Annotated in this window: 20 protein-coding genes; 9 read left to right on the forward strand and 11 right to left on the reverse strand. The window is 67.4% G+C overall.

Features of this window, described 5'->3' with window-relative positions:
• The first annotated feature begins 30 nt into the window (after positions 1-30).
• From alr to DFR52_RS15490, 6 genes are all read left to right on the forward strand, one after another.
• Positions 31-1,131, forward strand: coding sequence for an alanine racemase (gene alr, locus DFR52_RS15470; protein ID WP_110032917.1), 1,101 nt, complete (start codon positions 31-33; stop codon positions 1,129-1,131).
• 66 nt (positions 1,132-1,197) lie between these two features.
• Positions 1,198-1,827 (forward strand): hypothetical protein, encoded by a 630-nt coding sequence (locus tag DFR52_RS24310; RefSeq protein ID WP_146215620.1) that lies wholly within the window; start codon positions 1,198-1,200, stop codon positions 1,825-1,827.
• A 39-nt stretch (positions 1,828-1,866) separates the two neighbouring features.
• Positions 1,867-3,276, forward strand: coding sequence for a DNA repair protein RadA (gene radA / locus DFR52_RS15475; RefSeq protein WP_110032918.1), 1,410 nt, complete (start codon positions 1,867-1,869; stop codon positions 3,274-3,276).
• Positions 3,277-3,342: 66 nt separating this feature from the next.
• Complete coding sequence (locus DFR52_RS15480) at positions 3,343-3,912, forward strand: CvpA family protein (RefSeq protein WP_110032919.1); 570 nt, start codon at positions 3,343-3,345, stop codon at positions 3,910-3,912.
• A gap of 59 nt (positions 3,913-3,971) precedes the next feature.
• A complete protein-coding gene (purF, locus tag DFR52_RS15485) occupies positions 3,972-5,438 on the forward strand; it encodes an amidophosphoribosyltransferase (RefSeq protein ID WP_170132293.1) in 1,467 nt (488 codons plus the stop codon).
• A gap of 5 nt (positions 5,439-5,443) precedes the next feature.
• A complete protein-coding gene (locus tag DFR52_RS15490) occupies positions 5,444-6,184 on the forward strand; it encodes an SDR family NAD(P)-dependent oxidoreductase (protein WP_110032920.1) in 741 nt (246 codons plus the stop codon).
• 75 nt (positions 6,185-6,259) lie between these two features.
• Here the strand turns inward: DFR52_RS15490 and pssA are convergent, their stop codons facing one another.
• The 5 genes from pssA to DFR52_RS15515 form a co-directional block, all read right to left on the reverse strand.
• The gene (pssA, locus tag DFR52_RS15495; protein ID WP_110032921.1) at positions 6,260-7,108 is read right to left on the reverse strand and encodes a CDP-diacylglycerol--serine O-phosphatidyltransferase; all 849 of its coding nucleotides are present in this window, start codon (positions 7,106-7,108) and stop codon (positions 6,260-6,262) included.
• 118 nt (positions 7,109-7,226) lie between these two features.
• Positions 7,227-7,925, reverse strand: coding sequence for a phosphatidylserine decarboxylase (locus DFR52_RS15500; protein ID WP_110033406.1), 699 nt, complete (start codon positions 7,923-7,925; stop codon positions 7,227-7,229).
• A gap of 226 nt (positions 7,926-8,151) precedes the next feature.
• Positions 8,152-10,041: an ABCB family ABC transporter ATP-binding protein/permease gene (locus DFR52_RS15505; RefSeq protein ID WP_110032922.1), complete on the reverse strand. Its 1,890-nt coding sequence runs from the start codon at positions 10,039-10,041 to the stop codon at positions 8,152-8,154.
• A 1-nt stretch (position 10,042) separates the two neighbouring features.
• Positions 10,043-10,444 (reverse strand): ArsR/SmtB family transcription factor, encoded by a 402-nt coding sequence (locus DFR52_RS24910; RefSeq protein WP_110032923.1) that lies wholly within the window; start codon positions 10,442-10,444, stop codon positions 10,043-10,045.
• 66 nt (positions 10,445-10,510) lie between these two features.
• Positions 10,511-12,922 carry a LysM peptidoglycan-binding domain-containing protein gene (locus DFR52_RS15515; RefSeq protein WP_110032924.1) on the reverse strand — a complete coding sequence of 804 codons (2,412 nt, stop codon included), beginning with the start codon at positions 12,920-12,922 and terminating at the stop codon, positions 10,511-10,513.
• Between the two features lie 259 nt (positions 12,923-13,181).
• On the opposite strand from DFR52_RS15515, the gene DFR52_RS15520 reads away from it, so the two are divergent.
• Complete coding sequence (locus tag DFR52_RS15520) at positions 13,182-14,450, forward strand: trimethylamine methyltransferase family protein (protein WP_158284976.1); 1,269 nt, start codon at positions 13,182-13,184, stop codon at positions 14,448-14,450.
• A gap of 116 nt (positions 14,451-14,566) precedes the next feature.
• Positions 14,567-15,184, forward strand: coding sequence for an LOG family protein (locus tag DFR52_RS15525; RefSeq protein WP_110033407.1), 618 nt, complete (start codon positions 14,567-14,569; stop codon positions 15,182-15,184).
• Between the two features lie 25 nt (positions 15,185-15,209).
• Here the strand turns inward: DFR52_RS15525 and rarD are convergent, their stop codons facing one another.
• Complete coding sequence (gene rarD / locus DFR52_RS15530) at positions 15,210-16,199, reverse strand: EamA family transporter RarD (protein ID WP_110032926.1); 990 nt, start codon at positions 16,197-16,199, stop codon at positions 15,210-15,212.
• Positions 16,200-16,346: 147 nt separating this feature from the next.
• On the opposite strand from rarD, the gene DFR52_RS15535 reads away from it, so the two are divergent.
• The gene (locus DFR52_RS15535; protein WP_110032927.1) at positions 16,347-17,237 is read left to right on the forward strand and encodes a protein-L-isoaspartate O-methyltransferase family protein; all 891 of its coding nucleotides are present in this window, start codon (positions 16,347-16,349) and stop codon (positions 17,235-17,237) included.
• A 23-nt stretch (positions 17,238-17,260) separates the two neighbouring features.
• Here the strand turns inward: DFR52_RS15535 and DFR52_RS15540 are convergent, their stop codons facing one another.
• The 5 genes from DFR52_RS15540 to DFR52_RS15560 all read right to left on the reverse strand — a co-directional run bounded on the left by DFR52_RS15540 (position 17,261) and on the right by DFR52_RS15560 (position 21,609).
• Complete coding sequence (locus DFR52_RS15540) at positions 17,261-17,977, reverse strand: 3-keto-5-aminohexanoate cleavage protein (RefSeq protein ID WP_110032928.1); 717 nt, start codon at positions 17,975-17,977, stop codon at positions 17,261-17,263.
• Positions 17,978-18,013: 36 nt separating this feature from the next.
• On the reverse strand, positions 18,014-19,630 hold the full coding sequence (gene cimA / locus DFR52_RS15545; protein ID WP_110032929.1) for a citramalate synthase: 1,617 nt from the start codon (positions 19,628-19,630) through the stop codon (positions 18,014-18,016).
• Between the two features lie 162 nt (positions 19,631-19,792).
• Positions 19,793-20,755, reverse strand: coding sequence for a prolyl aminopeptidase (gene pip / locus DFR52_RS15550; RefSeq protein WP_110032930.1), 963 nt, complete (start codon positions 20,753-20,755; stop codon positions 19,793-19,795).
• Positions 20,748-21,242 carry a GFA family protein gene (locus tag DFR52_RS15555; protein WP_110032931.1) on the reverse strand — a complete coding sequence of 165 codons (495 nt, stop codon included), beginning with the start codon at positions 21,240-21,242 and terminating at the stop codon, positions 20,748-20,750. Before DFR52_RS15555 ends, pip begins: the two co-directional genes overlap by 8 nt.
• Positions 21,235-21,609: an endonuclease domain-containing protein gene (locus DFR52_RS15560; RefSeq protein WP_110032932.1), complete on the reverse strand. Its 375-nt coding sequence runs from the start codon at positions 21,607-21,609 to the stop codon at positions 21,235-21,237. Before DFR52_RS15560 ends, DFR52_RS15555 begins: the two co-directional genes overlap by 8 nt.
• Positions 21,610-21,863 lie beyond the last annotated feature (254 nt).

Below are 21,863 nucleotides of genomic sequence, written 5' to 3' on the forward strand. Positions count from 1 at the left end.
CCGCCCGTGACGGATCGCCCGCCCTCCCTGATGCCGGCCGCCGCCACGACGCGGCTGGCGATCGATCTCGGCGCGCTCGCCGCCAACTGGCGACAGATGGCGGCCAGATCCGGCAGGGCGCGCTGCGGCGCCGCGGTCAAGGCGGACGGCTACGGAACCGGCATGATCCCGGTGGCAGGCCGGCTCGAGCGCGAGGGATGCAGGGATTTCTTCGTGGCCGACGCCAACGAGGGCGCCGCCCTGCGCCGTGCCCTCCCCGAGGCACGCATCCATGTGCTCAACGGCGCCTTCGACGGGGCCATGGCCCTTCTGGTGGCGCATGACCTGATCCCGGTCCTCAATTCGATGCACCAGGTGGCGCTGTGGCGATCCGCCGGGGCCGGCCGAGCCTGCGCGTTGCATGTCGACACCGGCATGAACCGGCTCGGCGTGACGCCGGCCGAAGCGGCGGGACTGGCGGCCGACCCGTCGTTCCGGCCAGTGCTGGTGATGAGCCATTTCGCCTGCGCCGACACGCCCGCCCACCCGCTCAACGCCGCCCAGATCGCCGCCTTTGCCGCCGCGCGCGCCCATTTCCCGCAGGCCGAGGCAAGTCTGGCCAATTCCGCCGGCATCCATCTCGGCGCCGATGCGCTGTTCGATCTCACCCGGCCGGGCATCGCGCTCTATGGCGGCGAATCGGTCAACGACACGCCCAACCCGATGGCGGTGGTGGCGACGCTCAAGACCCGCGTGCTGGTGCTGCGCGAGGCCCGCGCCGGCGACAGCGTCAGCTACGGCGCCACCGCCCGGCTCGGCCGCGACAGCCGCATCGCCGTCTGCGGCATCGGCTATGCCGACGGCTTTCACCGCTCGGGCTCCGGCAGCGGCGTGCCGCTGCGCGGCACCGGCCTGCCCGGCGCCCACGGCATCATCGCAGGGGAAAGGGTGCCCGTGCTCGGCCGCGTCACCATGGACCTGACCATGTTCGATGTGACCGACCTGGCGCCCGGCGCCGTCGAGCCGGGATCCTGGATCGAGCTCTTCGGTCCCGCCATCGCGCTTGACGACGCCGCCCGTGCCGCCGGCACCATCGGCTACGAACTGCTGACCGCCATGGGACGGCGCAGCGCGCGGGAGTATCGCGATTAACCCACCCGCCTGCAATTTCAGCGGGCAGAGGCAACGATCCTGCCACACCGGCCCGGATGATGACCCATGCAGGCAAGACGGCGAATCCTGGGCGGAGTTCTTCCGTTTGTCCCGGTTCTGGTGGGAGCCGGGCTGACGTTCGCCCTGATCGATGTGGTCAGCGGCGATGTCTCGACGCATTTCTTCGACCACTGTCTCCGTCCGGCCTGGATCGAAGTCGTGGTGCTCGCCTACGGCACCGGCTTCGTGGCCCTGCTGTCGAAGAAGCAGAACGACGACACGGACATCTGGCTGCTGCTCGGTGTCCCGGCCGTTTGCTTTGTGGCCTGCATCCTGCTGGCGACGAGTGGTACCAAGGCCGGGTTTGAAAACGACTGGCTGCAGGTCTATATTCCTGCCTTGATTGCTGCTGCCAGGGTCGCCACCACGGGAGGCCGGATTGTCCACGCATGCGACTGCCAACCGGGACGACAAGCCGGGACTGCGAGAAGCGGTGCGCTATCTGCGCCAACATGCCATGACAAGCGTGGGAAATGCGCTGGTGGTGGTGGAGATCATGAAGACGGCCAAATTGCTGATCGACCGCTTCGCCTGAGGGAAGCGGTCGTGAGTGCCTCGACCGACATTCGCCCGAACCGACGATCGCCGCGCCTTGTCCGAGGCGTGCCCGGGGTGGACATTGATCCACATGCCTGACAAATCCTCCACTCGAACCCGGAATCAGGAACCCGATCCTTGGCCAAGACCCGAACCCAGTTCATCTGCCAGAGCTGCGGCACCGTGCATGCGCGCTGGGCCGGCAAGTGCGACGGCTGCGGCGCCTGGAACACCATCATCGAGGATGACGGCAACGGCGGCATCGGCGGCGGGCCGGGCACGGCCATGCGCAAGGGCCGCCCGGTGGCGCTGGCCACTTTGTCCGGCGAAATCGAGGAAGCCCCCCGCGTTGCCACCGGCATTTCCGAACTTGACCGCGCCACCGGCGGCGGCTTCGTGCGCGGCTCGGCGGTGCTGGTCGGCGGCGATCCCGGCATCGGCAAGTCGACGCTGCTGATGCAGGCCGCCGCCGCCCTCTCCCGGCAGGGCCAGCGCGTCATCTATGTCTCCGGCGAGGAGGCCACGGCGCAGATCCGGCTGCGCGCGCAGCGGCTGGGCGCGGCCGATTCCGACGTGCTGCTCGCCGCCGAGACCAATGTCGAGGACATCCTGGCGACGCTCGCCGACGGCAAGCGGCCGGATTTCGTCATCATCGATTCGATCCAGACTTTGTGGAGCGAGATGGCGGGGTCCGCGCCGGGCAGCGTCACCCAGGTGCGCACCGGCGTGCACGCCATGATCCGCTTCGCCAAGCAGACCGGCACCGCCATGGTCCTGGTCGGCCATGTCACCAAGGACGGCCAGATCGCGGGTCCACGCGTGGTCGAGCACATGGTCGATGCGGTGCTCTATTTCGAGGGCGACCGCGGCCATCACTACCGCATCCTCAGGACGGTGAAGAACCGCTTCGGCCCCACCGACGAGATCGGCGTCTTCGAGATGTCCGACAAGGGCCTGCGCGAGGTCGCCAATCCCTCTGAGCTGTTCCTGGGCGAGCGCAACGCCAAGTCGCCGGGCGCCGCCGTCTTTGCCGGTATCGAGGGCACGCGGCCGATTCTGGTGGAAGTCCAGGCGCTGGTGGCGCCGTCGGCACTCGGCACGCCGCGCCGCGCCGTGGTCGGCTGGGATTCGGCGCGGCTGTCGATGATTCTGGCCGTGCTCGAGGCCCATTGCGGCGTCCGGCTCGGCAGCCACGATGTTTACCTCAACATTGCCGGTGGTTACCGGATTTCGGAGCCCGCAGCCGACATGGCTGTGGCCGCTGCACTGGTTTCGTCGCTCGCCGGACTTGCCCTTCCCGCCGATTGCGTCTATTTCGGCGAAGTCAGCCTGTCGGGCGCAGTCAGACCGGTTGCGCAAACGGGACTGAGGCTCAAGGAAGCCGAGAAGCTGGGGTTCAACAGCGCCGTCCTGCCGAAGGGATCAGCGGACCTTCCCGCCTCCCGGGGAGCGACCTGGACGGAGGTGGAATCCCTGCCTGATCTTGTGGCCAGGATCGCCGGTTCGAAAGCCGCCGAACTGACCGCGGGGGAAGACGACGACAATTGATTTCCCGGTTCTGCCCGGGCCGCAGCGTGCGCCAGGCAGACCGTATCCGGAACGGAAACCGAATTCATGCCCATTACCATTCTTGACGGTATCGTCCTTGGCGTCACCCTCTTCTCAGCGGTGCTCGCCATGGTGCGCGGCTTCTCGCGCGAAGTGCTGGCGGTTGCCTCCTGGGCTGCAGCCGCCGCGGCAGCCTATTTCCTCTATCCCTATCTGCTGCCCTTCGCGCTGAAATACACCAGCTCGGAAAAGATCGCCCTGATCGGCTCGGCCGCCGTCATCTTCCTTGTCGCCCTGATCATCGTGTCCTATATCACCATGAGGATTGCCGATTTCATCATCGACAGCCGCATCGGCGCGCTGGACCGGACGCTGGGCTTCGTCTTCGGCGCGGCACGCGGCGTGCTTCTGGTCGTGGTGGCCATGCTGTTCTTCAACTGGCTGGTCGCCGCACCCAAGCAGCCCGAATGGGTTTCGAATGCGAAGTCCAAGCCGCTGCTCGATTCGCTCGGCGCCAAGCTGGTCAACATGCTGCCCGACGATGCCGATGCGACCATCCTCGACCGGCTCAAGGGTCTGGGCAACTCCGACGAGGCCCCGACCCCGGCCGAGGAAGTGCCGGCGACGAACGGCTGATGTACTGACTGCCCGGACCGTGTCCGGACAGAACCTGAAGCAAAAAAGGTCTGAATCCGATGATCGAAGATGGCATGCCGCCGGTCGACAATGAGGCTGATTGTTTCCATGACGAATGCGGTGTGTTCGGCATATTCGGCAAGGAGGAAGCCGCCGCCGTGGTCACGCTGGGCCTGCACGCCCTCCAGCACCGCGGCCAGGAGGCCGCCGGCATCGTCGCCTTCGACGGCAAGCAGTTCTCGGTCGAGCGCCACATCGGGCTGATCGGCGACACCTTCACCAAGCGCTCGGTGATGGACCGCATTCCCGGCAACCGCGCCATCGGCCACACCCGCTATTCCACCACCGGCGGCGAAGGCCTGCGCAACGTGCAGCCCTTCTTCGCCGAGTTTGCCGGCGGCGGCTTCGCCATCGCCCACAACGGCAACATCACCAACGCGCTCACCGTGCAGCGCGAACTGCAGAAGCGCGGCTCGATCTTCTCCTCGACATCCGACACCGAGACCATCCTGCACCTGATCGCCACCAGCGAGAAGACGCGCATCGTGCCGAAATTCATCGATGCGCTCTCCCGCATCGAGGGCGCCTATTCCTTTGTCGGCCTGTCGGAGAAGAAGATGATCGGCGCCCGCGATCCGCTGGGCATCAGGCCGCTGTGCATCGGCGATCTCGACGGCGCCTATATCCTGGCCTCGGAAACCTGCGCGCTCGACATCATCGGCGCCCGCTTCGTGCGCGACGTGGCGCCGGGCGAGGTGGTGGTCATCACCGAACAGGGCATCGAGAGTCATTTCCCCTTCGAGAAGCAGCCGCCGAAGCTCTGCATCTTCGAATATGTCTATTTCGCCCGTCCCGATTCGATCATCGAGGGCCGCAATGTCTACGAGGTGCGCAAGCGCATCGGCGAGGAACTGGCGCGGGAAAGCCCCTGCGACGCAGACCTGGTGATCCCGGTGCCCGATTCCGGCACGCCGGCGGCCATCGGCTTTGCCCAGGTCTCCAATCTGCCCTTCGAGCTCGGCATCATCCGCAACCATTATGTCGGCCGCACCTTCATCGCGCCGTCTGCCTCGATCCGGCACATGGGCGTCAAGCTCAAGCACAACGCCAACCGGGCGATGATCGAGGGCAAGCGCGTGGTTCTCGTCGATGATTCCATCGTGCGGGGCACCACAAGCCAGAAGATCGTGCAGATGGTCCGCGAAGCCGGCGCCCGCGAGGTGCACATGCGCATCGCCTCGCCGCCGACCATGTCGTCCTGCTTCTACGGCGTCGACACGCCGGAGAAATCCAAGCTGCTCGCCTCGCGCATGTCGGTGGAGCAGATGGCCGATTTCATCCGCGTCGACAGCCTCGGGTTTCTGCCCATCGACGGGCTCTACCGCGCCGTGCGCGAACCCGCGCGCAACAATGAATGCCCGCAGTTCTGCGATGCCTGCTTCACCGGCGAGTATCCGACGACGCTCACCGACCAGGGCGACATGGGCAATGTCCGCAGCCTGTCGCTGCTGGCCAACAACGGATAATCCGCATGGCATCGCTTGAAGGACGCATCGCGCTCATCACCGGCGCCTCCCGCGGCATCGGCTATGCCACGGCGCTGGCGCTCGCCGCCGAAGGCGCGCAGGTCGTTGCCGTGGCCCGTACCGTGGGCGGCCTCGAGGAACTCGACGACGCCATCAAGGCGGCCGGCGGGCTGCCCGCCACGCTGGTGCCGATGGATCTGACCGACATGCCGGCCATCGACCGGCTCGGCGCGGCGATCAACGAGCGCTGGGGCAGGCTCGACATTCTGGTGGCCAATGCCGGCGTGCTCGGCACGATTTCGCCGCTTGGCCATGTCGAGGCCAAGACCTTCGAGAAGGTGATGACTGTCAACGTGACCTCGACCTGGCGGCTGATACGCTCGCTCGAGCCGCTGCTGACAAAGTCCGACGCCGGTCGCGCGCTGGTGCTGTCCTCGGGTGCGGCTCACTCGGCGCGCGCCTTCTGGGGCCCCTACGCTGCCTCCAAGGCCGCCGTCGAGGCGTTGGTCCGCGTCTGGGCCGACGAGATGAGCCAGACGCCGCTCTGCGTCAATTCGATCGATCCTGGCGCCACCCGCACCGCCATGCGCGCCCAGGCGGTGCCCGGCGAGGATCCGGCCACGCTGCCCAAGCCCGCCGACGTGGCGGCCAGGCTGGTGCCGCTCTGCCACCCGGACATGACCGTCAGCGGCAAGCTGTTCAAGGTGCGCGAAAACCGCTTTCTGGATTACCGCAGCCCGGAGTGACGGCAGGCATGAGGGGAGCACGCGCCGCTCCACTCATTCCGGCAGCGCTCCTCGGAAAGTCCGAACCACCCACGCTCAGTGAAACGGGTCCTGCTCGTCGACCGGATCCGGTTTCGCCCCCCCCTTGGCATTGGGTCCGTACTGCTTCGACCACGCCATCGCCCCGAAGGGCAGTGTGGCCAGATAGCCGAGCGCCGTCAGCGTCAGCGTTTCCCAGGTGAAGCTCATCAGCAGAGAGACATAGACCACGGCAATCAGGATCACCGGCATCACCAGGTCGCGGCGCACCCGCACGCCGATGCCCTTGCCGGAATAGACCGGCAGGCGGCTCACCAGCAGGAAACCGATGGCCATGGTGTAGCCGGCCGAAAGAAACGCGGTCAGCTTGTCGATCGGGACGCCGAGAAAGCCGAGATAGACCGGCAGCAGCACCAGCAGCGCGCCGGCGGGTGCGGGAACGCCGACGAAATAGCTGCCCTCCCAGGCGGCCTTGGAGGAGGATTCGGAAATCACGTTGAAGCGCGCGAGCCGCAGCCCCGCCGCCACGACGAAGACGATGGCGGCGATCCAGCCGAAGGAGCGGGCCTGGTCGAGGACGAAGACATAGAGCACCAGCGCCGGCGCGACGCCGAAATTGACGATGTCGGCCAGCGAATCCATCTGCGCGCCGAATTTCGACGAAGCCTTGAGCAAACGCGCCACACGACCGTCTATGCCGTCGAGGAAGGCCGCGATCAGCACCATGGCGACGGCCAGTTCGAACCGGTTCTCGAAGGCGAGCCTGATGCCGGTGAGACCGGCGCAGATCGCCAGCACCGTGATCAGGTTGGGGATGAGCATCCGGATCGGGATCTCGCGCAGCCGCGGCCCCCTGCCCTCGTCGTTCGGGCCGTTGGGTTCGTAGGGCGGAAACGGGGTTTCCATGGGCGATCTCCCTGGGAGCACTGGATCGGGGCTGTCCGGCCCATTGCCGGACGGCGACACGGTGAGCGAACCGCGATGATAGTGGCGGCCCGGCAAAAAGCGAGGTTGAATTGACCGCTCAGTCGCGGCGGCTGACCACGGCGCCCTTGGCGGAGCCGAATTCGGCCAGCGTTGTCTCGCCGGCGATCGCGGTCTGGCCGACACTGACCATCGGCCGCGCGGCCGCGGGCAGGAACACGTCGAGCCGCGAGCCGAAGCGGATCAGGCCGAAGCGCTCGCCGGCGGCGAGATGCTCGCCGGGCCGGGCCCAGCACAGAATCCGTCGGGCCACCAGGCCGGCGATCTGCACCACGCCGATGTCGCCGTGGCTGGTGGAAATCACCAGCCCGTTGCGTTCGTTGTCGGTCGAGGCCTTGTCGAGCTCCGCATTGAGGAAGGCGCCCTTGGCATAGACGATCGAGCTGATCGACCCCGCCATCGGCGCCCGGTTCACATGGCAGTTGAAGACATTCATGAACACGGAGATACGCAGCATCTCCTCGTTGCCGAGACCGAGATCGGCCGGCGGCATCATGCGCACGATCGAGGAGACGCGGCCATCGGCGGGCGAGATCACCAGATCCTCGTCGAGCGGGGTCATGCGTTCGGGATCGCGGAAGAAATAGGCGCACCAGGCCGTGAGCACCATGCCGATCCAGAACAGCGGTTCGGCGAGAAAGCCGAGCAGCACGGAGACAGCCGCGAAGATGGCGATGAACTTGTAGCCCTCGCGGTGGATGGGAACCAGCGAATTGCGGACGCTGTGGAGTATGCTCATGCTGATCAATCCTTTGCTGCCGCGCGCCATGGCCGGAGGTCCGGCCGCCCACGCGCCGCTCCAGTCGGAACCGGCCTTGGGACCGTCGGGTCCCGCGTCGCGGATCTCAATTCGGTTGGCCGCTGCTGTAGCGCGAAACGTCCCGGCAGGCAACGCCGGCCGGCCCCTGCCCCGGCCAGGCGCCAGGCAGTCGCCGATCCGGCCGGAAGTCGCCGATGACGGCGCTTCAGAGCACTTCCGGCGTGCGGCGGCGGGTGACGATGCCCAGGCTGTCGTCCTCGCGCATCCGCTTGAGCTGCTCCTCGGCCTGGGTGGCCTCGCGCTGGCGATCCCACATCGAGGCATAGAGGCCCTTCTGCTCCAGCAGGTCGGCGTGGCGGCCGCGCTCGGCGATGACGCCGTCCTTCAGCACGATGATCTCGTCGGCGCTGACCACGGTCGACAGCCGGTGGGCGATGACGAGCGTGGTGCGGCCCTTGGACACGAAATCGAGCGATGCCTGGATCTCCTGCTCGGTCGCGGTGTCCAGCGCCGAGGTGGCCTCGTCGAGGATCAGGATCGGCGGCGCCTTGAGGATGGTGCGCGCAATGGCCACGCGCTGCTTTTCGCCGCCCGAGAGCTTCAGCCCGCGCTCGCCGACCATCGACTTGAACCCGTCGGGCAGTTCGCGGATGAACGGGCCGATCTGCGCCAGGTCCGCGGCCTGCTGGATTTCCGCCTCGCTGGCCTCGACGCGGCCGTAGCGGACATTGTAGGCGATGGTGTCGTTGAACAGCACCGTGTCCTGCGGCACCATGCCGATGGCCGCGCGCAGGCTCTTCTGGGTGACATCGCGCACGTCCTGGCCGTCGATGCTGATGCGGCCCTCCTGGATGTCGTAGAAGCGGTAGAGAAGCCGCGACAGGGTCGACTTGCCGGCGCCCGACGGGCCGACGATGGCCACCGTCTTGCCGGCCGGCACCTCGAAGGAGATGCCCTTGAGGATGGGTCGCGCCTCGTCATAGCTGAAGCGGACATCCTCGAAGCGGATCGCGCCGTCGCTGACCCTGAGCGGCTTCGCCTCGGGCTTGTCGACCACCTCGGCATTGACGTCGAGCAGGTCGAACATCTGCTCGATGTCGGTCAGGCCCTGGCGGATCTCGCGGTAGACGAAGCCGATGAAGTTGAGCGGCACGGCGAGCTGCATCAGCATGGTGTTGATGAAGACGAAATCGCCCAGCGTCTGCTCGCCGCGCTGCACGGCCAGCGCCGACATGATCATCATCGCCATCATGCCGAGGCCGAAGATCACGCCCTGGCCGGTGTTGAGCCAGCCAAGCGAGGTCCAGACCTGGGTGGCGGCCTTCTCGTAGGTGGCCATGGAGGAATCGAAGCGGCGCGCCTCCATGTCCTCGTTGCCGAAATACTTCACCGTCTCGTAGTTGAGCAGCGAATCGATCGCCTTGGTGTTGGCGTCGGTGTCGGAGTTGTTCATGTCGCGGCGGATGTTGATGCGCCAGTCGCTGGCCTTGACCGTGAACCAGATGTAGAGCCAAAGCGTGATCGCGGTGACCGCGACATAGGACCAGCCATAGGCGACGGCGAAGATTGCGGCCGTCAGCGCAAACTCGATCAGCGTCGGCGCGGAATTGAGGATGGTGAAGCGGACAATCGCCTCGATGCCCTTGGTGCCGCGCTCGATGACCCGCGACAGCCCGCCAGTGCGCCGCTCGAGATGGAAGCGCAGCGAGAGCTGGTGCATGTGCACGAAGGTGCGGTGCGCGAGCTGGCGGACGGCATGCTGGCCGACGCGGGCAAACAGCGCGTCGCGCAGCTGGTTGAGCCCGCCCTGGGCGATGCGCATGATGTTGTAGCCGGCCACCAGCATCACCGGCGTCGCCAGCGCTGCCGGCATCCATGTCAATGCCGAGACATCGCCATCGAGCGCATCGGTGGCCCATTTGAAGAAATAGGGCACCAGCATCAGGATCAGCTTGGCGAGAATCAGGAACAGGAAGGCCCACAACACCCGGATCTTCAGGTCCGGGCGGTCGGCCGGCCACATATAGGGCCAAAGATTCTTCAACGTGGACAGCGGATTGCCGCTGTCCGAGTTCACGGTCTTGTTCGAAGCCAAGTCAGATGTCCTTTGTCCGGCCGCAGAATGGCTGCGCCGTCGATGATTCCAGATCCGTTGATGTCAAGGCCTGTGCCGGCGGCGGGCACGACCCGCCGCAGCAATGCTGAACGATGTCGCCCAGACCGCAGGACAGCGCGCCGAGCGCAGCGGTCTCAAGGCTGTAGCGCGAGGACTGCCTGTCTGCGCGATAGCTCACCAGCCCCGCATCCACCAGCACCTTGAGATGCTGCGATACGGTGGACTGAGCCAGACCCACCCGGCCGACCAGTTCCTTGACGCAGCAGGCATCGCGCTCGCCCAGATGCCTGAGCAGCGTCAGCCGCACCGGGTGAGCCAGCGCGCCAAGCCTGCCGGCAAGGTCGGCATCGTGCTGCAGAACGGGAGTTGGAAAAGCCTTCATCGTTTATCGGCGATATACGATGGGAAAGCCCCGGTCAACCGGCCCTCGCGCTGAATTCCCGTCCGCCTACTGCTTTTTCATCTCCTCCAGCCGCTTGCGATGCAGCTCGGCGGCGTTGGAAAGCGGCTTGTCGGGCACGCTGAACACCTGGCCAGGCTTGATCCTGTCGGGATTCTGGATCTGCGACAGGTTGGCCAGATAGATCGTGGTGTAGCGCACGCCTTCCCCATAGGTGCGGCGCGAGATCTGCCATAGCGTGTCGCCGCGGCGGATGATCACCGCATGCGGGCTCTGCGTCAGCGGCGCCTGATTGATCGTCGCGGGTCCGTCCGTGGATGCTGCGGCAGTGGCCTTCGCGGCAGGCTGGCCGGCCACGGCGGCGACCATGGCGTCCGAGGGTGTGGCGAGCGCCCCGAGCGCAGCGGCAACGCTCTGGCGCGTCGATGCCGCGTCAGGGGTTGCGCCTGCCGACTGCAGCGCGGCCAGCGCGGCGGCGGCCTGCCCCTGGATGCCGTCGGCTGCCATCGTCGTTTCGGCGGACTGCGAGGCGGCGTCGTTTGCATCGATGACCGCCTGCAGCTTCGCCACCGCCTCGGCGCGCGCGCGGGCCAGATCCTCGTCCGAGGCAGATCCGCCCTCGAGCAGCTCCCCATAGGCCGACAGCGCCCGGTAGGCCTGCTCGCGCATGCCGCCGAGATCGCGCAAATCGGGCGATGGCATCGCCGCCGGACCGGTCGTGGAGGCGGCTGTCGTCTCCGTGCCCTGTGCTGAGGGCATCACCGGCCTGGACAGGCCGGCCATCGCATCGCCGACGCTGTCGCGCATGGCCTGCATCTCGGACATGTCCGGCAGATTGTCCGCCCCGAGTTCCATCGGCTCGATGGCGGCGAGCGCGACCCTCGCCTGATCGCGAACCGCCTCGGCCCCGGCCCGGGCTTCCGCCGACGCGGTGTCGGGAACCGGTGCACTGATGACCGTTTCGAGCTTCCTGACCAGATCCGCCTTCGCTTCGGCCAGATCGGCCGTGTTGGGGGCGTCCGCGGCCAGCTTGGCGCTCAAATTGGTGAGCGCCCCGAAGGCGTTGCTGCGCAGACCGTCGAGCGAGGCCAGTTCGGGCAGCCGCAACGACCCGGCCGACGCCGCGGCCGCATCCTGCTGCGCCGAGCCCGCCACGGCGGCGACGGCATTGCCCTCGGGCCGGGTGAACGGCACGGAAGCGCGCAGCACCACGGCGGTCGAATCGGGCGCGATCAAATCGGCGCTGATGGTGTGGTCACCGACGCTGAGCGCCGATTTCGCCTCGACGATGAAGCGGCCATTGGCGTCCGCCACGGAGCTGCCGATCGCCACGCCGTCGGCGGAAACCTGCACCGTGTAGCCGGCGGTGGCCGAGCCGGCGATGAAGATCATGTCGCCTTCGATTTCAACCGCATCGACACGCACGGTCGCATCAGCGGCCGGTGCGGCGGTGACGGCAGCGGAAGCCGTTTCGGCGGATGGAGCCGCTGCCGCAGCCTCTGCTGCGGATGGAGCCGTCGCAGCGGCCTCGGCGGCGGGCGCTGCCATTCCGGTGCCGGAGGCTTGCGCGTCGGACTCCGTCTCGGGAGCGGTGGTCGCCGACGCAGTTTCCGTCGTCTGCGCGGGCATTTCGGGCGCGGTGCCGACGAGCGTCGTCGAGGTCTCCGGCAGTTCGGGGAGTACGACGGCGGCACTGTCGCCCCCGGTTGTCGCTGCAGGATTGGCGGCGGTGTCCGCGGGAGCGTCCGTTGCCGGGCTCTGGGTCGCCGGCTCGGACCCGCCGGCAGCGGGCGCCGCCGTGGCGGCATCGGCCGCCGGAGTCGCGGACCCGGCAGCGCCGGACGACGCAGAGGGGTCGGCGGATGCCGTTTCGGTCGCGGTCGCAGCCTCGACGGGCGCGGTGGGCTGGGCAAGAATGCGGCTCGGCTCACCCGGCCGGGTCACCATCGCCAGCAGTTCGCCCTGCCCGCCCTCGGGAATCGCCACGGTGGCGACTTCCTCGGACAACTGCGTCGTGCCGTCGCCCGCCGTGCTTCTCAGCGTCAGTTGATAGTCGCCTGCAGGCAGCGGCTCGTCGAGAATGATGGCGAAATCACCCATCGCGCCTACAGTCTCCGACGCGATGACGGCATCGCCGTTCATCAGCTCGATCCGGCTGCCCGCGGCGGCCTTGCCGGCGAGAACCATCGAGCCGTCGGGTTCGACCCTGAGCACGTCGAAAGTCGGCACCGGGCCCGGCTGTATCCGATCGGACTTGGTGTCCGCCTTGGCCATCTCCGTGGCTGCCGGCGCCGCATCGGCCGGCTTTTCGGATGCGGTTTCCGAGGAGGTGCTCACGGCCGTCGTCTCGGGCGGCTGCACCGCTCCGCCGAACCAATGCGGCGCCGCCAGCCAGGCGACGGCGGCGATCGCGACGAGACCGGCCAGAAACGACAAGAACCCAGCAGTGCCTTTGGACATAAAATTCTCCGGCGGGCCTGACCCGCAAATTGCGATTTATCGCTGAAAACTAGCTGTTTTGGCTGTGCTGCACAAGCACGGTGAAACCGCCGCGGGCCAGCGCAACCAGAGCCCGATGCGCAGCCGGCGCGACGACGGAAGACGGGCGCCAGCTGCCGTGTCGCCCATGCCGCAGCCGATGGCGACAATGCGCCAGCGCCGCCTCCTTCCCGGTGGAATTGTGCAAACGGCCGGCTTTCGGCAAAACCGGGGGCGCCGCATGCATTTCTCCACCGAGACCGGCCATCCCACGCTGGCGGACCTGTTCCTCACGCCGCCTGCAGCGGTGGAGTCCTCCGCACTCGATGCCATCGAGCAGGCGGCCGACCGTGTGCTCGGCGAGATCGGCATCCGCTTTCAGGACCCGGACTCCATCGAGCGGCTGAAGGCGGCAGGCGGCGCGGTGGAGGGGGATGTCGTTCGGCTGGACGGGCCGGGACTGCGTCGCATCATCCGCGCGAGCGCCCCGGAGCGGTTTCTGCTTCGCGCCAGGAACCCCGCCCGCGACACCCCGGTCGGCGGGGCCGGCGCCCCCGTCTTCGCGCCGGTGTACGGCGCGCCCGACGTGCTGGCCGACGACTCAGTCCGGCAACGCGGCACGCTGGGCCTGTACGAGCGCCTGGTGGCAGAGTGCCATCTGTCGCCGGCCCTCGGCAACACCGGGCAGATGATCTGCGTCATCAATGACATCGCGGAGGCCGATCGGCCGCTGCAGATGCTGCGGGCGCATCTCAGCTTTTCCGACAAGCCCTTCATGGGAACAGTGGCCAGCGCGGCGGCCACCCGCGACATCATTGACCTGACCGCCCAGGCGGTCAACCGGCCCGCGGCCGAGCGTGAATGCAACCTCCTGCACCTCATCAACTGCACGCCGCCGCTGACCTACTGGGAAAGCCCGCTGCAGTGTCTGCGCGTGGTCGCCGAGGCTGGCGAAGCCAGCATGGTGTCGTCCTACATGATGATGGGGGCGACGGGCCCGGCCACGGCGGCCGGCGCGCTGATCCAGGGCTACGCCGAGGTTCTGGCCGGCATGGCCCTGGCGCAGCTGTGGCGGCCCGGCGCGCCCGTCGTCATGGGGATTCTCGCATGGCCCTTCGACATGCGCAGCATGCTGCCGAATTTCGGCGACCCCGTCTCGCAGTCGATCCAGTTGCATGCCGGCGCCCTCGGCCGCCGGCTGGGCGTACCGGTGCGCGCCGACGGCGCGGTCACCTCGGCCAAGGTCGACGATGCCCAGGCCGGTGCCGATGGGGGCCGGGTGCTGTCGGCTGCGGTCTCCTCGCGGGCGGGCTTTGTGCTGCATGCTGCAGGCTGGCTGGAACAGGGCCGCTGCATCTCGATCGACAAGCTTCGTCGAGATGCCGCGATGATTTCCCGCAGCTGTTTCCCCGCCGCCTTGCCGTGCGAGCCGCCGCTGCCGCTGGATGCCGCTATCGATGCGGAGATCCGGGACCGCCTTTCCGGCGGGCGAGGCCGCGGAACCGCATAAAGTCCTGGCCATTCCTGAACGCCATGGCGTCCGCTCGACCGCGCCGGCTCCGGCGAACACCGCAATGCAGCAATCGCAGGCTTGACGGCGCCGTCGCGCTTATGCTTCTTCACGCCATGGTCAAGAACACAAACGGAATACGCACCATCTGCGTCTATTGCGGCTCGAGAATGGGCAGCAACCCTGCCTATCGGGAGGCGGCGCGCGTGCTCGGCAAGGCAATGGCGGAACACGACATCGCCCTCGTCTATGGCGGCGGCACGCGCGGCATCATGGGCGCTGTCGCCGACGCGGTGCTGGCGCACGGCGGCAAGGTCATCGGCATCATTCCCGAATTCCTGATGGACAAGGAAGCCACGCGCCAGGAACTCGGGCAGTTGACCGAACTGGTCGTCACCCGGGACATGCACGAGCGCAAGCACATGATGTTCGAGCGCGCCGACGCCTTCGTGGCGCTGCCCGGCGGCATCGGCACGCTGGAGGAGATCGTCGAGATCATGACATGGGCTCAGCTCGGCCGCCACGCCAAGCCGATGGTCTTCGGCAATGTCGACGGCTTCTGGAATCCGCTCAACACGCTCATCAGTCACATGTCCGACGAGGGCTTCGTGCACACGGCGCATCTGGTGCAGCCGCTGGTCATCGACACGGCCTCGGCCATCCTGCCCGCCATCATCGAGGCGGCGGGCAATACCGTGGCCAACGGCGACAAGGAAGTCATCAGCCGCCTGTGAACCGCCTCTGGCGGCAAGCCGCGCGTCAGCCCCGGCTCCGCGCCTCTTCGCGCCGGGCCTCGTCGCGCTCGCTGGCGGCAAGCCGCTGCCTGCCCCGGTGCTGGCGCAGCAGCGACGAGCTGTAGATCGCGAGCGAAATCCAGATCAGCGCGAAGGCCACCATCTTGGCCGGGCCGAAGGGTTCGCGGAACACGAAGACGGCGATGACGAAGATGATTGTGGGGGCGATGTACTGCATGATGCCGATCGTCGAGAGCCGGAGCAGCTTGGCGCCATTGGCATAGATGAGGAGCGGCACCGCCGTCACCAGGCCGCAACCCATCAGCAACACCAGATCGGTGGCGCCGGTGGAGCCGAAATGGCCCTGGCCGGTCGACTGCAGGTAGATGATGTAGCCCAGCGACGGCACGAACAGCACCAGGATCTCCAGGAAGAAGCCCTGATTCGGTCCCACCGGCAGCGTCTTGCGGAAGAAGGCGTAGAAACCCCAGCTCAGCGCCAGGCCGATCGAGACCCATGGCAGGCCGCCGGCCTCGCTGGCCAGAACGGCGACGGCGACCACGGCCAGCGCGATGGCCGCCTTCTGCGCCAGATCGAGCTTCTCCTTGAGCAGCACGGCACCGAGAAACACCGAGAACAGCGGATTGATGTAGTAGCCGAGCGCGGTTTCCACCGTCCGGTCGGCGCCGATGGCCCAGACGTAGATGCCCCAGTTGAGCGTGATCAGTGCCGCCGTCAGCACCGCCATCAGCATCGTCCGCGGTGTCCGCAGCGCGACCTTGATGTCGTTGGTGCGGCCGAGCCAAAGCAGCACCGCGCCCGCGATCGGCACAGACCAGACGATGCGGTGGGCGACCACCTCGGTGGCCGGGATATGAGCGACCGCCTTCATGAAGAAGGGCAGGAACCCCCACAGCAGATAGGCTGTCAGCGCGAAGCCGAAGCCGCGCAGCGTGTCCTGGTCGGCGGGCTTCACCGGTGCGATGATGACGGGTTCGGCGGTATCTTGCGCCATAGGGTTGTGCTGCCTTGTTGTTTTTTGAGCCGGAGCACTAGCCCAAGCGCGACGAATGGGCAAATTCATTTGGGTGAAGAATCGGGTGTCCTGAAGGCCGTGCCCGCTGCCAGGTCCGGTCTCAGCGCACCATCGACGGAGGTCGGCATGGCTGACAGATCGATGCAGGAAATCCGCAGCAGCTACGCCGGGCAATTGCTCGCCGCAGCCGGCATCCCCGCCGACCCGCCGCTGCTCGCAGCCTTCGCCAGTGTGCCGCGCGAGCATTTCACCGGCGCTCCGCCATGGGAGTTGCGCGGAGGGGGCCGGGAGCATGCCGCCCTGAGCAGCGATCCCGCTGACCTTTACCGCGACGTGCTGGTGACGCTCGACGCCGACAAGGGACTCAACAACGGCAGCCCGTCGCTGCACGCCGCGGGCCTGCACGCGCTCGTCCCCCGGACCGGCGAGACCGCCCTCCACATCGGTGCCGGCACCGGCTACTACAGCGCCATTCTCGCCGAGTTGGTCGGGCCGGAGGGACGCGTGGTGGCGGTGGAGGTCGACGCAGTGATGGCCGCCCGCGCCCGCCGCTGCCTGCGCCCCTGGGCGAATGTCGAGCTGTTCGAGGGCAACGGCGCCGACTGGCCACGGCGTCCCGCCGACATCGTCTATGTCAATTTCGCCGTCGACCGTCCGGCGGAGCGCTGGGTGGACATGCTGGCGTCCGGCGGCCGGCTGCTGTTTCCGCTTGGTGTGCCGGCGGGTCCGGCGCGGGGCAGTGCGCCGACCTATTCCGCCCGCGCCGGGTACCTGCTGGTCACCCGGACGCCGCAGGGCCTTGCCGCCCGCTTCCTGCAGGGCGTCTCCTTCGTCTGGAGCGCGGCCATTCCCCTTGCCGATGACGAAAGCCACGCCCGTCTCGGCGCGGCACTCCGGCGCGGCGGCGGCGCCGCAGCCGTCCGCAGCCTGCGCTGGAAGACGCCGCAGGTGGCCGGAGAATGGTATTCGGAAGAGGACTGGGGGCTTTCGACCGAGCCGCCGGGCGGCGGAGTCTAGGTCCGCAGGCCGGCCTGAAGCGGTCAGCCCTGGCGGTAGATCGCCACCGCCGCGGCGACCAGCGCGGCGTTGTCCCCGGCGAGGCTGCCGTCGGGCAGGACGCGCCCGTCTTCGAGGCCGACGCGGGTCGACCAGTTGCGCTCGCGGGCGAGACGGACGAAATCCCAGACGGTGGCGTCGAAGCCGTGCGCGAGGATCGACCGCGACACGCCGGAGCGCGACAGCACCGCGGCGATGCCCTCGGCGACGCCGAATGCCGTCTCGCGCTCCTGCTCGCCGATCTCGATGAGGATGCGCAACACCCTTGCATGATCGGGCAAGGCGACGAAGCGCTCGGCGTCGGCGACGCTGGCGAGCCCCGCCTCGATGCCCACGCCGATGGACGTCAAGATACCCATCACCTCCGGTGCGTCGTCTTCCGACAGGTTGACCGAGGCGTAGTCGGGCAGCACCGACCAGCCGGAGATCAGCGCGCGGGTGCGCAGGATGTCGGTCTCGATCCAGGCGCCGGTCGACACGCCGACAAGCGTTCCCGGACAGGCGGCGCGCACCGCGGCGATGGTGGCATCGACCGCGGAGAGGTTTTCGCGGAGATCCGCGTCGCGCGGATGGATGTGCAGTTCCGCAGCCCCCGCGGCCACGGAGGCGACCGCATCCGTGGCCATCGCTGCGGGCGTCAGCGGCAGCCGCGGATGAAAATCAATTGGCCGAGCGCCGTTGAGGCATGCCTGCACGATCATCGGAACCTTCCGCCTGTTAGATTGCGTCCAGTCAGCTCATTCCGCCGCCACCCGGCCCGCCAGCTTGCGGTTCTTCATCAGCTTGTAGAGGATCGAATCCATCAGCGCCTGGAAGGAGGCGTCGATGATGTTGTCGGAGACGCCCACGGTCCACCAGCGGGCGCCCTCGCCGTCGGTGGATTCGATGAGCACCCGGGTGATCGCCTCGGTGCCGCCATTGAGAATGCGCACCTTGTAGTCGGCCAGTTCCAGGTCGCCGATCTCCGACTGGTAGACGCCGAGATCCTTTCTGAGCGCGATGTCGAGTGCGTTGACCGGGCCATGGCCCTCGGCCACCGACATCATGTCGACGCCACCGACCGTGAGCTTCACCACGGCTTCCGAGACGGTGCGCAGCTGGCCGTTGGCGTCGAAGCGGCGCTCCACCATGACCCGGAAACTGGTGACGGTGAAGAACTCCGGCACCCGGCCGAGCGTGCGGTGGGCGAGCAGCTCGAAGCTGGCGTCGGCGCCCTCATAGGCATAGCCCATCGCCTCGCGCTCCTTGACGATTCCGATCAGCGTGTCGAGACGCGGATCGTCCTTGCCCACCTCGATGCCGCGCCGCCTGAGCACATTGAGAAAGTTCGACTTGCCGCCCTGGTCGGAGACCATCATGCGGCGATAGTTGCCGACGCTCTCCGGCGGCACGTGCTCGTAGGTGCGCGGGTCCTTCATCAGCGCCGAGGCGTGGATGCCGGCCTTGGTGGCGAACGCCGAGACCCCCACATAGGGCGACTGCGACTGCGGCGAGCGGTTGAGCAACTCGTCGAAGGAATGGCTGAGCGCGGTCAGTCCCTGCAGCGCGTCGGGCGCGATGCCTGTCTCGAAGCGGTCCGACCAGATCGGCTTGAGCATCAGCGTGGGGATGAGGGTGACCAGGTTGGCGTTGCCGCAGCGCTCGCCGATGCCGTTGAGCGTGCCCTGGATCTGGCGAACGCCGGCCTCGACGGCGGCGAGCGAATTGGCCACCGCCTGGCCGGTGTCGTTGTGGGCGTGGATGCCGAGCCGGTTGCCGGGAATGCCCGAGGCGATCAGCGCGGCGACGATCGCGGCGATCTCGGCCGGCTGGGTGCCGCCATTGGTGTCGCACAGCACCACCCAGCGCGCGCCGGCCGCGTGGGCCGCAAGCGCGCAGGCCATGGCATAGTCCGGATTGGCCTTGTAGCCGTCGAAGAAATGCTCGCAGTCGACCAGCGCCTCCTTGCCGGCGGAGACCACCGCCTCGACCGATCCGGTGATCGACTCGAGGTTCTCCTCGTTGCTGCAGCCGAGCGCCACCTTCACATGATAATCCCAGCTTTTCGCCACCAGGCAGACCGCGTCGCTCTCCGACTGGATCAGTGCCGCCAGCCCCGGATCATTCGAAGCGGAAATGCCTGCGCGCTTGGTCATGCCGAAGGCGACGAAGCAGGCCTTTTCGGTGCGCTTCTTCTCGAAGAACGCCGTGTCGGTCGGATTGGCGCCCGGATAGCCGCCCTCGATGTAGTCGATGCCGAACCGGTCGAGCATGGTGGCGATGGCGATCTTGTCCTCGACGGAAAAATCGATGCCCGGTGTCTGCTGGCCGTCGCGCAGCGTGGTGTCGAAGAGATGGATGCGGTCTTTTTTCATGATCTTGTCCGGAAGCTGTGTCGGGGATTACCCCCCTCTGTCGGCTGCGCCGACATCTCCCCCGCAAGGGGGGAGAGTGGGTGCCGGGAGTTCACGGGTTCCCTTCTCCCCCCTTGCGGGGGAGATGTCACGAAGTGACAGAGGGGGGTATGGCCGCAGTGCTCAAGCATCGGTCTTCCCCGCAAACCGGTCCGTCGCCCGGATCAACTGGTCGAGGATTCCAGGCTCGGAAAACGCATGCCCCGCGCCTTCGATGAGGTGGAATTCGGCGCGCGGCCAGGCCTTGTGCAGCGCCCAGGCGTAGTGTGCCGGGCACGGCATGTCGTAGCGGCCGTGGAGGATGACGCCGTCGATGCCGGCGAGCCGTCCCGCGTCGCGCAGCAGCTGGCCTTCCTCGAGCCAGCCGGCATGGACGAAGAAGTGGTTCTCGATGCGGGCAAACGCCAGCGCGAACTCGTCCTCGTGGAACTTGTCGCTGGTGGCGGGCTCCGGCAGGAGCGTGATGGTCTCGCCCTCCCACTGGCTCCAGGCGCGGGCCGCCTGCATCTGCGCCTCGCGATCGTCGCCGACGAGCCGCTTGCGGTAGGCGGCCATCATGTCGGAGCGTTCGGCCTCCGGGATCGGCGCCAGGAAACGCTCCCACTTGTCCGGGAACATCTGCGAGACGCCGAACTGGTAGTACCATTCGAGCTCGGCGCGGGTGAGCGTGTAGATGCCGCGCACCACCAGTTCGCTGACGCGCTCCGGATGGGTTTCGGCATAGGCCAACGCCAGGGTCGAGCCCCAGGACCCGCCGAAGACCAGCCACTCGTCGAAGCCGGCGAGTTCCCTCAATCGTTCGATGTCGGCCACCAGGTCCCAGGTGGTGTTGGCCTCGAGTGAGGCATGCGGCGTCGAGCGGCCGCAGCCGCGCTGGTCGAACAGCAGCACGTCGTAGAGCGCCGGGTCGAACAGCCTCCGGTGCACCGGGCCGCAGCCGCCGCCGGGGCCGCCATGCAGGAAGACGGCAGGCTTGGTCCCGCGGGTGCCGGCGCGCTCCCAGTAGATCAGATGGCCGTTGCCGACATCGAGATGGCCGGATTCGAAGGCTTCGATTTCCGGATAGAGGCGGCGCAGGTCAGTCATGGGGTCGGCCCTCCGGTGGCCAGGTCTCTGTGTCGTGGTCGGGGTGCTGGAAACTCACGAGGCGGTCAAGGAACGGCGCTTCCTCGATGTCGTCCATGGTGACGCGCTCGGGCAATAGGTGCAGCGTGGCGAAAAAGGAAAGCCGCGCCTCGGTGCCGAACTGGATCACCGGCGGCAGACGCTCCGGCTCGTCGAAGGCGCCGGTCGCCAGCGCCACGCCATCGGGCGCCTCGTAGGTGAGCGGGGTGCCGCAGTCGGCGCAGAAGCCGCGGAGCACGAAATTCGAGGAGGCAAAGCGCTTCGGCTCGCCCCGCGTCCAGACGAGCTCGGCGCCCCGCGTCGAAACCAGCGGCGCATAGTGACCGCCGAACGCCTTCTGGCACATGCGGCAATGACAGATCGACGCCTCGCCGATCCGGCCGCTCACAAGGAACCGAACGGCACCGCACTGGCAGCCGCCGGAGAGGGAGTAGCTCTGTTCATTCATCGCTCAGATACCTCCGGATGACTTCTTCGATGGAGAGAAAGACATGATCGGGCGCATCGAGCACATCGGAATTGTCGAAGCGCAGCACGCGGTAGCCCTGGGCCTGCATCCAGCGGTCGCGTGCCCGGTCATGCAGCAGCCCGGCCTCGGTTTCATGGCTGTCTCCATCCACTTCGATGACGATCTTCTTCGACAGCCAGGCGAAATCGGCGATATAGGGTCCGATTGGCGTCTCGCGCCGGAACCGGGCGCCGCGCGGCCGGAAATCCCTGAGCATGTCCCACATTGCCGCCTCTGCCCGCGTCCGCCCGGTGCGGAGCTTTTTGGCGCGTTGCCGGGTCAGTGGCGGGATGTTGGAGTGCGGCATGGGTCAAGCCCCCACCATCGGCGTTTCGCGTCGTCTCGCGAGAACAAGGAAAGGCCCCTCCCCAACCCCTCCCCACAAGGGGGAGGGGCTCGACGCGGCCCGCTCCCGGCCCCCCTCCACCATCCAGTTCGCGGCTGACCGGGTTCTCAAGAAATTGACTGCCTGCCGCTGAGAAACTCCCACTGCAAGACCGCTTGATTCCACCGGGCTTCCCTTCTGCAGGGGCCCCATCGTGCAGCCGACCGGTACGGGCC

The organism is Hoeflea marina, assembly GCF_003182275.1.
Lineage (GTDB): Bacteria > Pseudomonadota > Alphaproteobacteria > Rhizobiales > Rhizobiaceae > Hoeflea > Hoeflea marina.

Bases quoted from the DNA above. Each gene is read 5' to 3' on its own strand.
- DFR52_RS15540 (WP_110032928.1), bottom strand. From the start codon at position 17,977: ATGATCGTGCAGGCATGCCTCAACGGCGCTCGGCCAATTGATTTTCAT.
- rarD (WP_110032926.1), bottom strand. From the start codon at position 16,199: ATGGCGCAAGATACCGCCGAACCCGTCATCATCGCACCGGTGAAGCCC.
- DFR52_RS15520 (WP_158284976.1), top strand. From the start codon at position 13,182: ATGCATTTCTCCACCGAGACCGGCCATCCCACGCTGGCGGACCTGTTC.
- DFR52_RS24310 (WP_146215620.1), top strand. From the start codon at position 1,198: ATGCAGGCAAGACGGCGAATCCTGGGCGGAGTTCTTCCGTTTGTCCCG.
- pip (WP_110032930.1), bottom strand. From the start codon at position 20,755: ATGACTGACCTGCGCCGCCTCTATCCGGAAATCGAAGCCTTCGAATCC.
- cimA (WP_110032929.1), bottom strand. From the start codon at position 19,630: ATGAAAAAAGACCGCATCCATCTCTTCGACACCACGCTGCGCGACGGC.
- alr (WP_110032917.1), top strand. From the start codon at position 31: ATGCCGGCCGCCGCCACGACGCGGCTGGCGATCGATCTCGGCGCGCTC.
- DFR52_RS15515 (WP_110032924.1), bottom strand. From the start codon at position 12,922: ATGTCCAAAGGCACTGCTGGGTTCTTGTCGTTTCTGGCCGGTCTCGTC.
- DFR52_RS15535 (WP_110032927.1), top strand. From the start codon at position 16,347: ATGGCTGACAGATCGATGCAGGAAATCCGCAGCAGCTACGCCGGGCAA.
- DFR52_RS15490 (WP_110032920.1), top strand. From the start codon at position 5,444: ATGGCATCGCTTGAAGGACGCATCGCGCTCATCACCGGCGCCTCCCGC.
- DFR52_RS24910 (WP_110032923.1), bottom strand. From the start codon at position 10,444: ATGAAGGCTTTTCCAACTCCCGTTCTGCAGCACGATGCCGACCTTGCC.
- pssA (WP_110032921.1), bottom strand. From the start codon at position 7,108: ATGGAAACCCCGTTTCCGCCCTACGAACCCAACGGCCCGAACGACGAG.
- DFR52_RS15525 (WP_110033407.1), top strand. From the start codon at position 14,567: ATGGTCAAGAACACAAACGGAATACGCACCATCTGCGTCTATTGCGGC.
- DFR52_RS15500 (WP_110033406.1), bottom strand. From the start codon at position 7,925: ATGAGCATACTCCACAGCGTCCGCAATTCGCTGGTTCCCATCCACCGC.
- DFR52_RS15480 (WP_110032919.1), top strand. From the start codon at position 3,343: ATGCCCATTACCATTCTTGACGGTATCGTCCTTGGCGTCACCCTCTTC.
- DFR52_RS15560 (WP_110032932.1), bottom strand. From the start codon at position 21,609: ATGCCGCACTCCAACATCCCGCCACTGACCCGGCAACGCGCCAAAAAG.
- DFR52_RS15555 (WP_110032931.1), bottom strand. From the start codon at position 21,242: ATGAATGAACAGAGCTACTCCCTCTCCGGCGGCTGCCAGTGCGGTGCC.
- purF (WP_170132293.1), top strand. From the start codon at position 3,972: ATGATCGAAGATGGCATGCCGCCGGTCGACAATGAGGCTGATTGTTTC.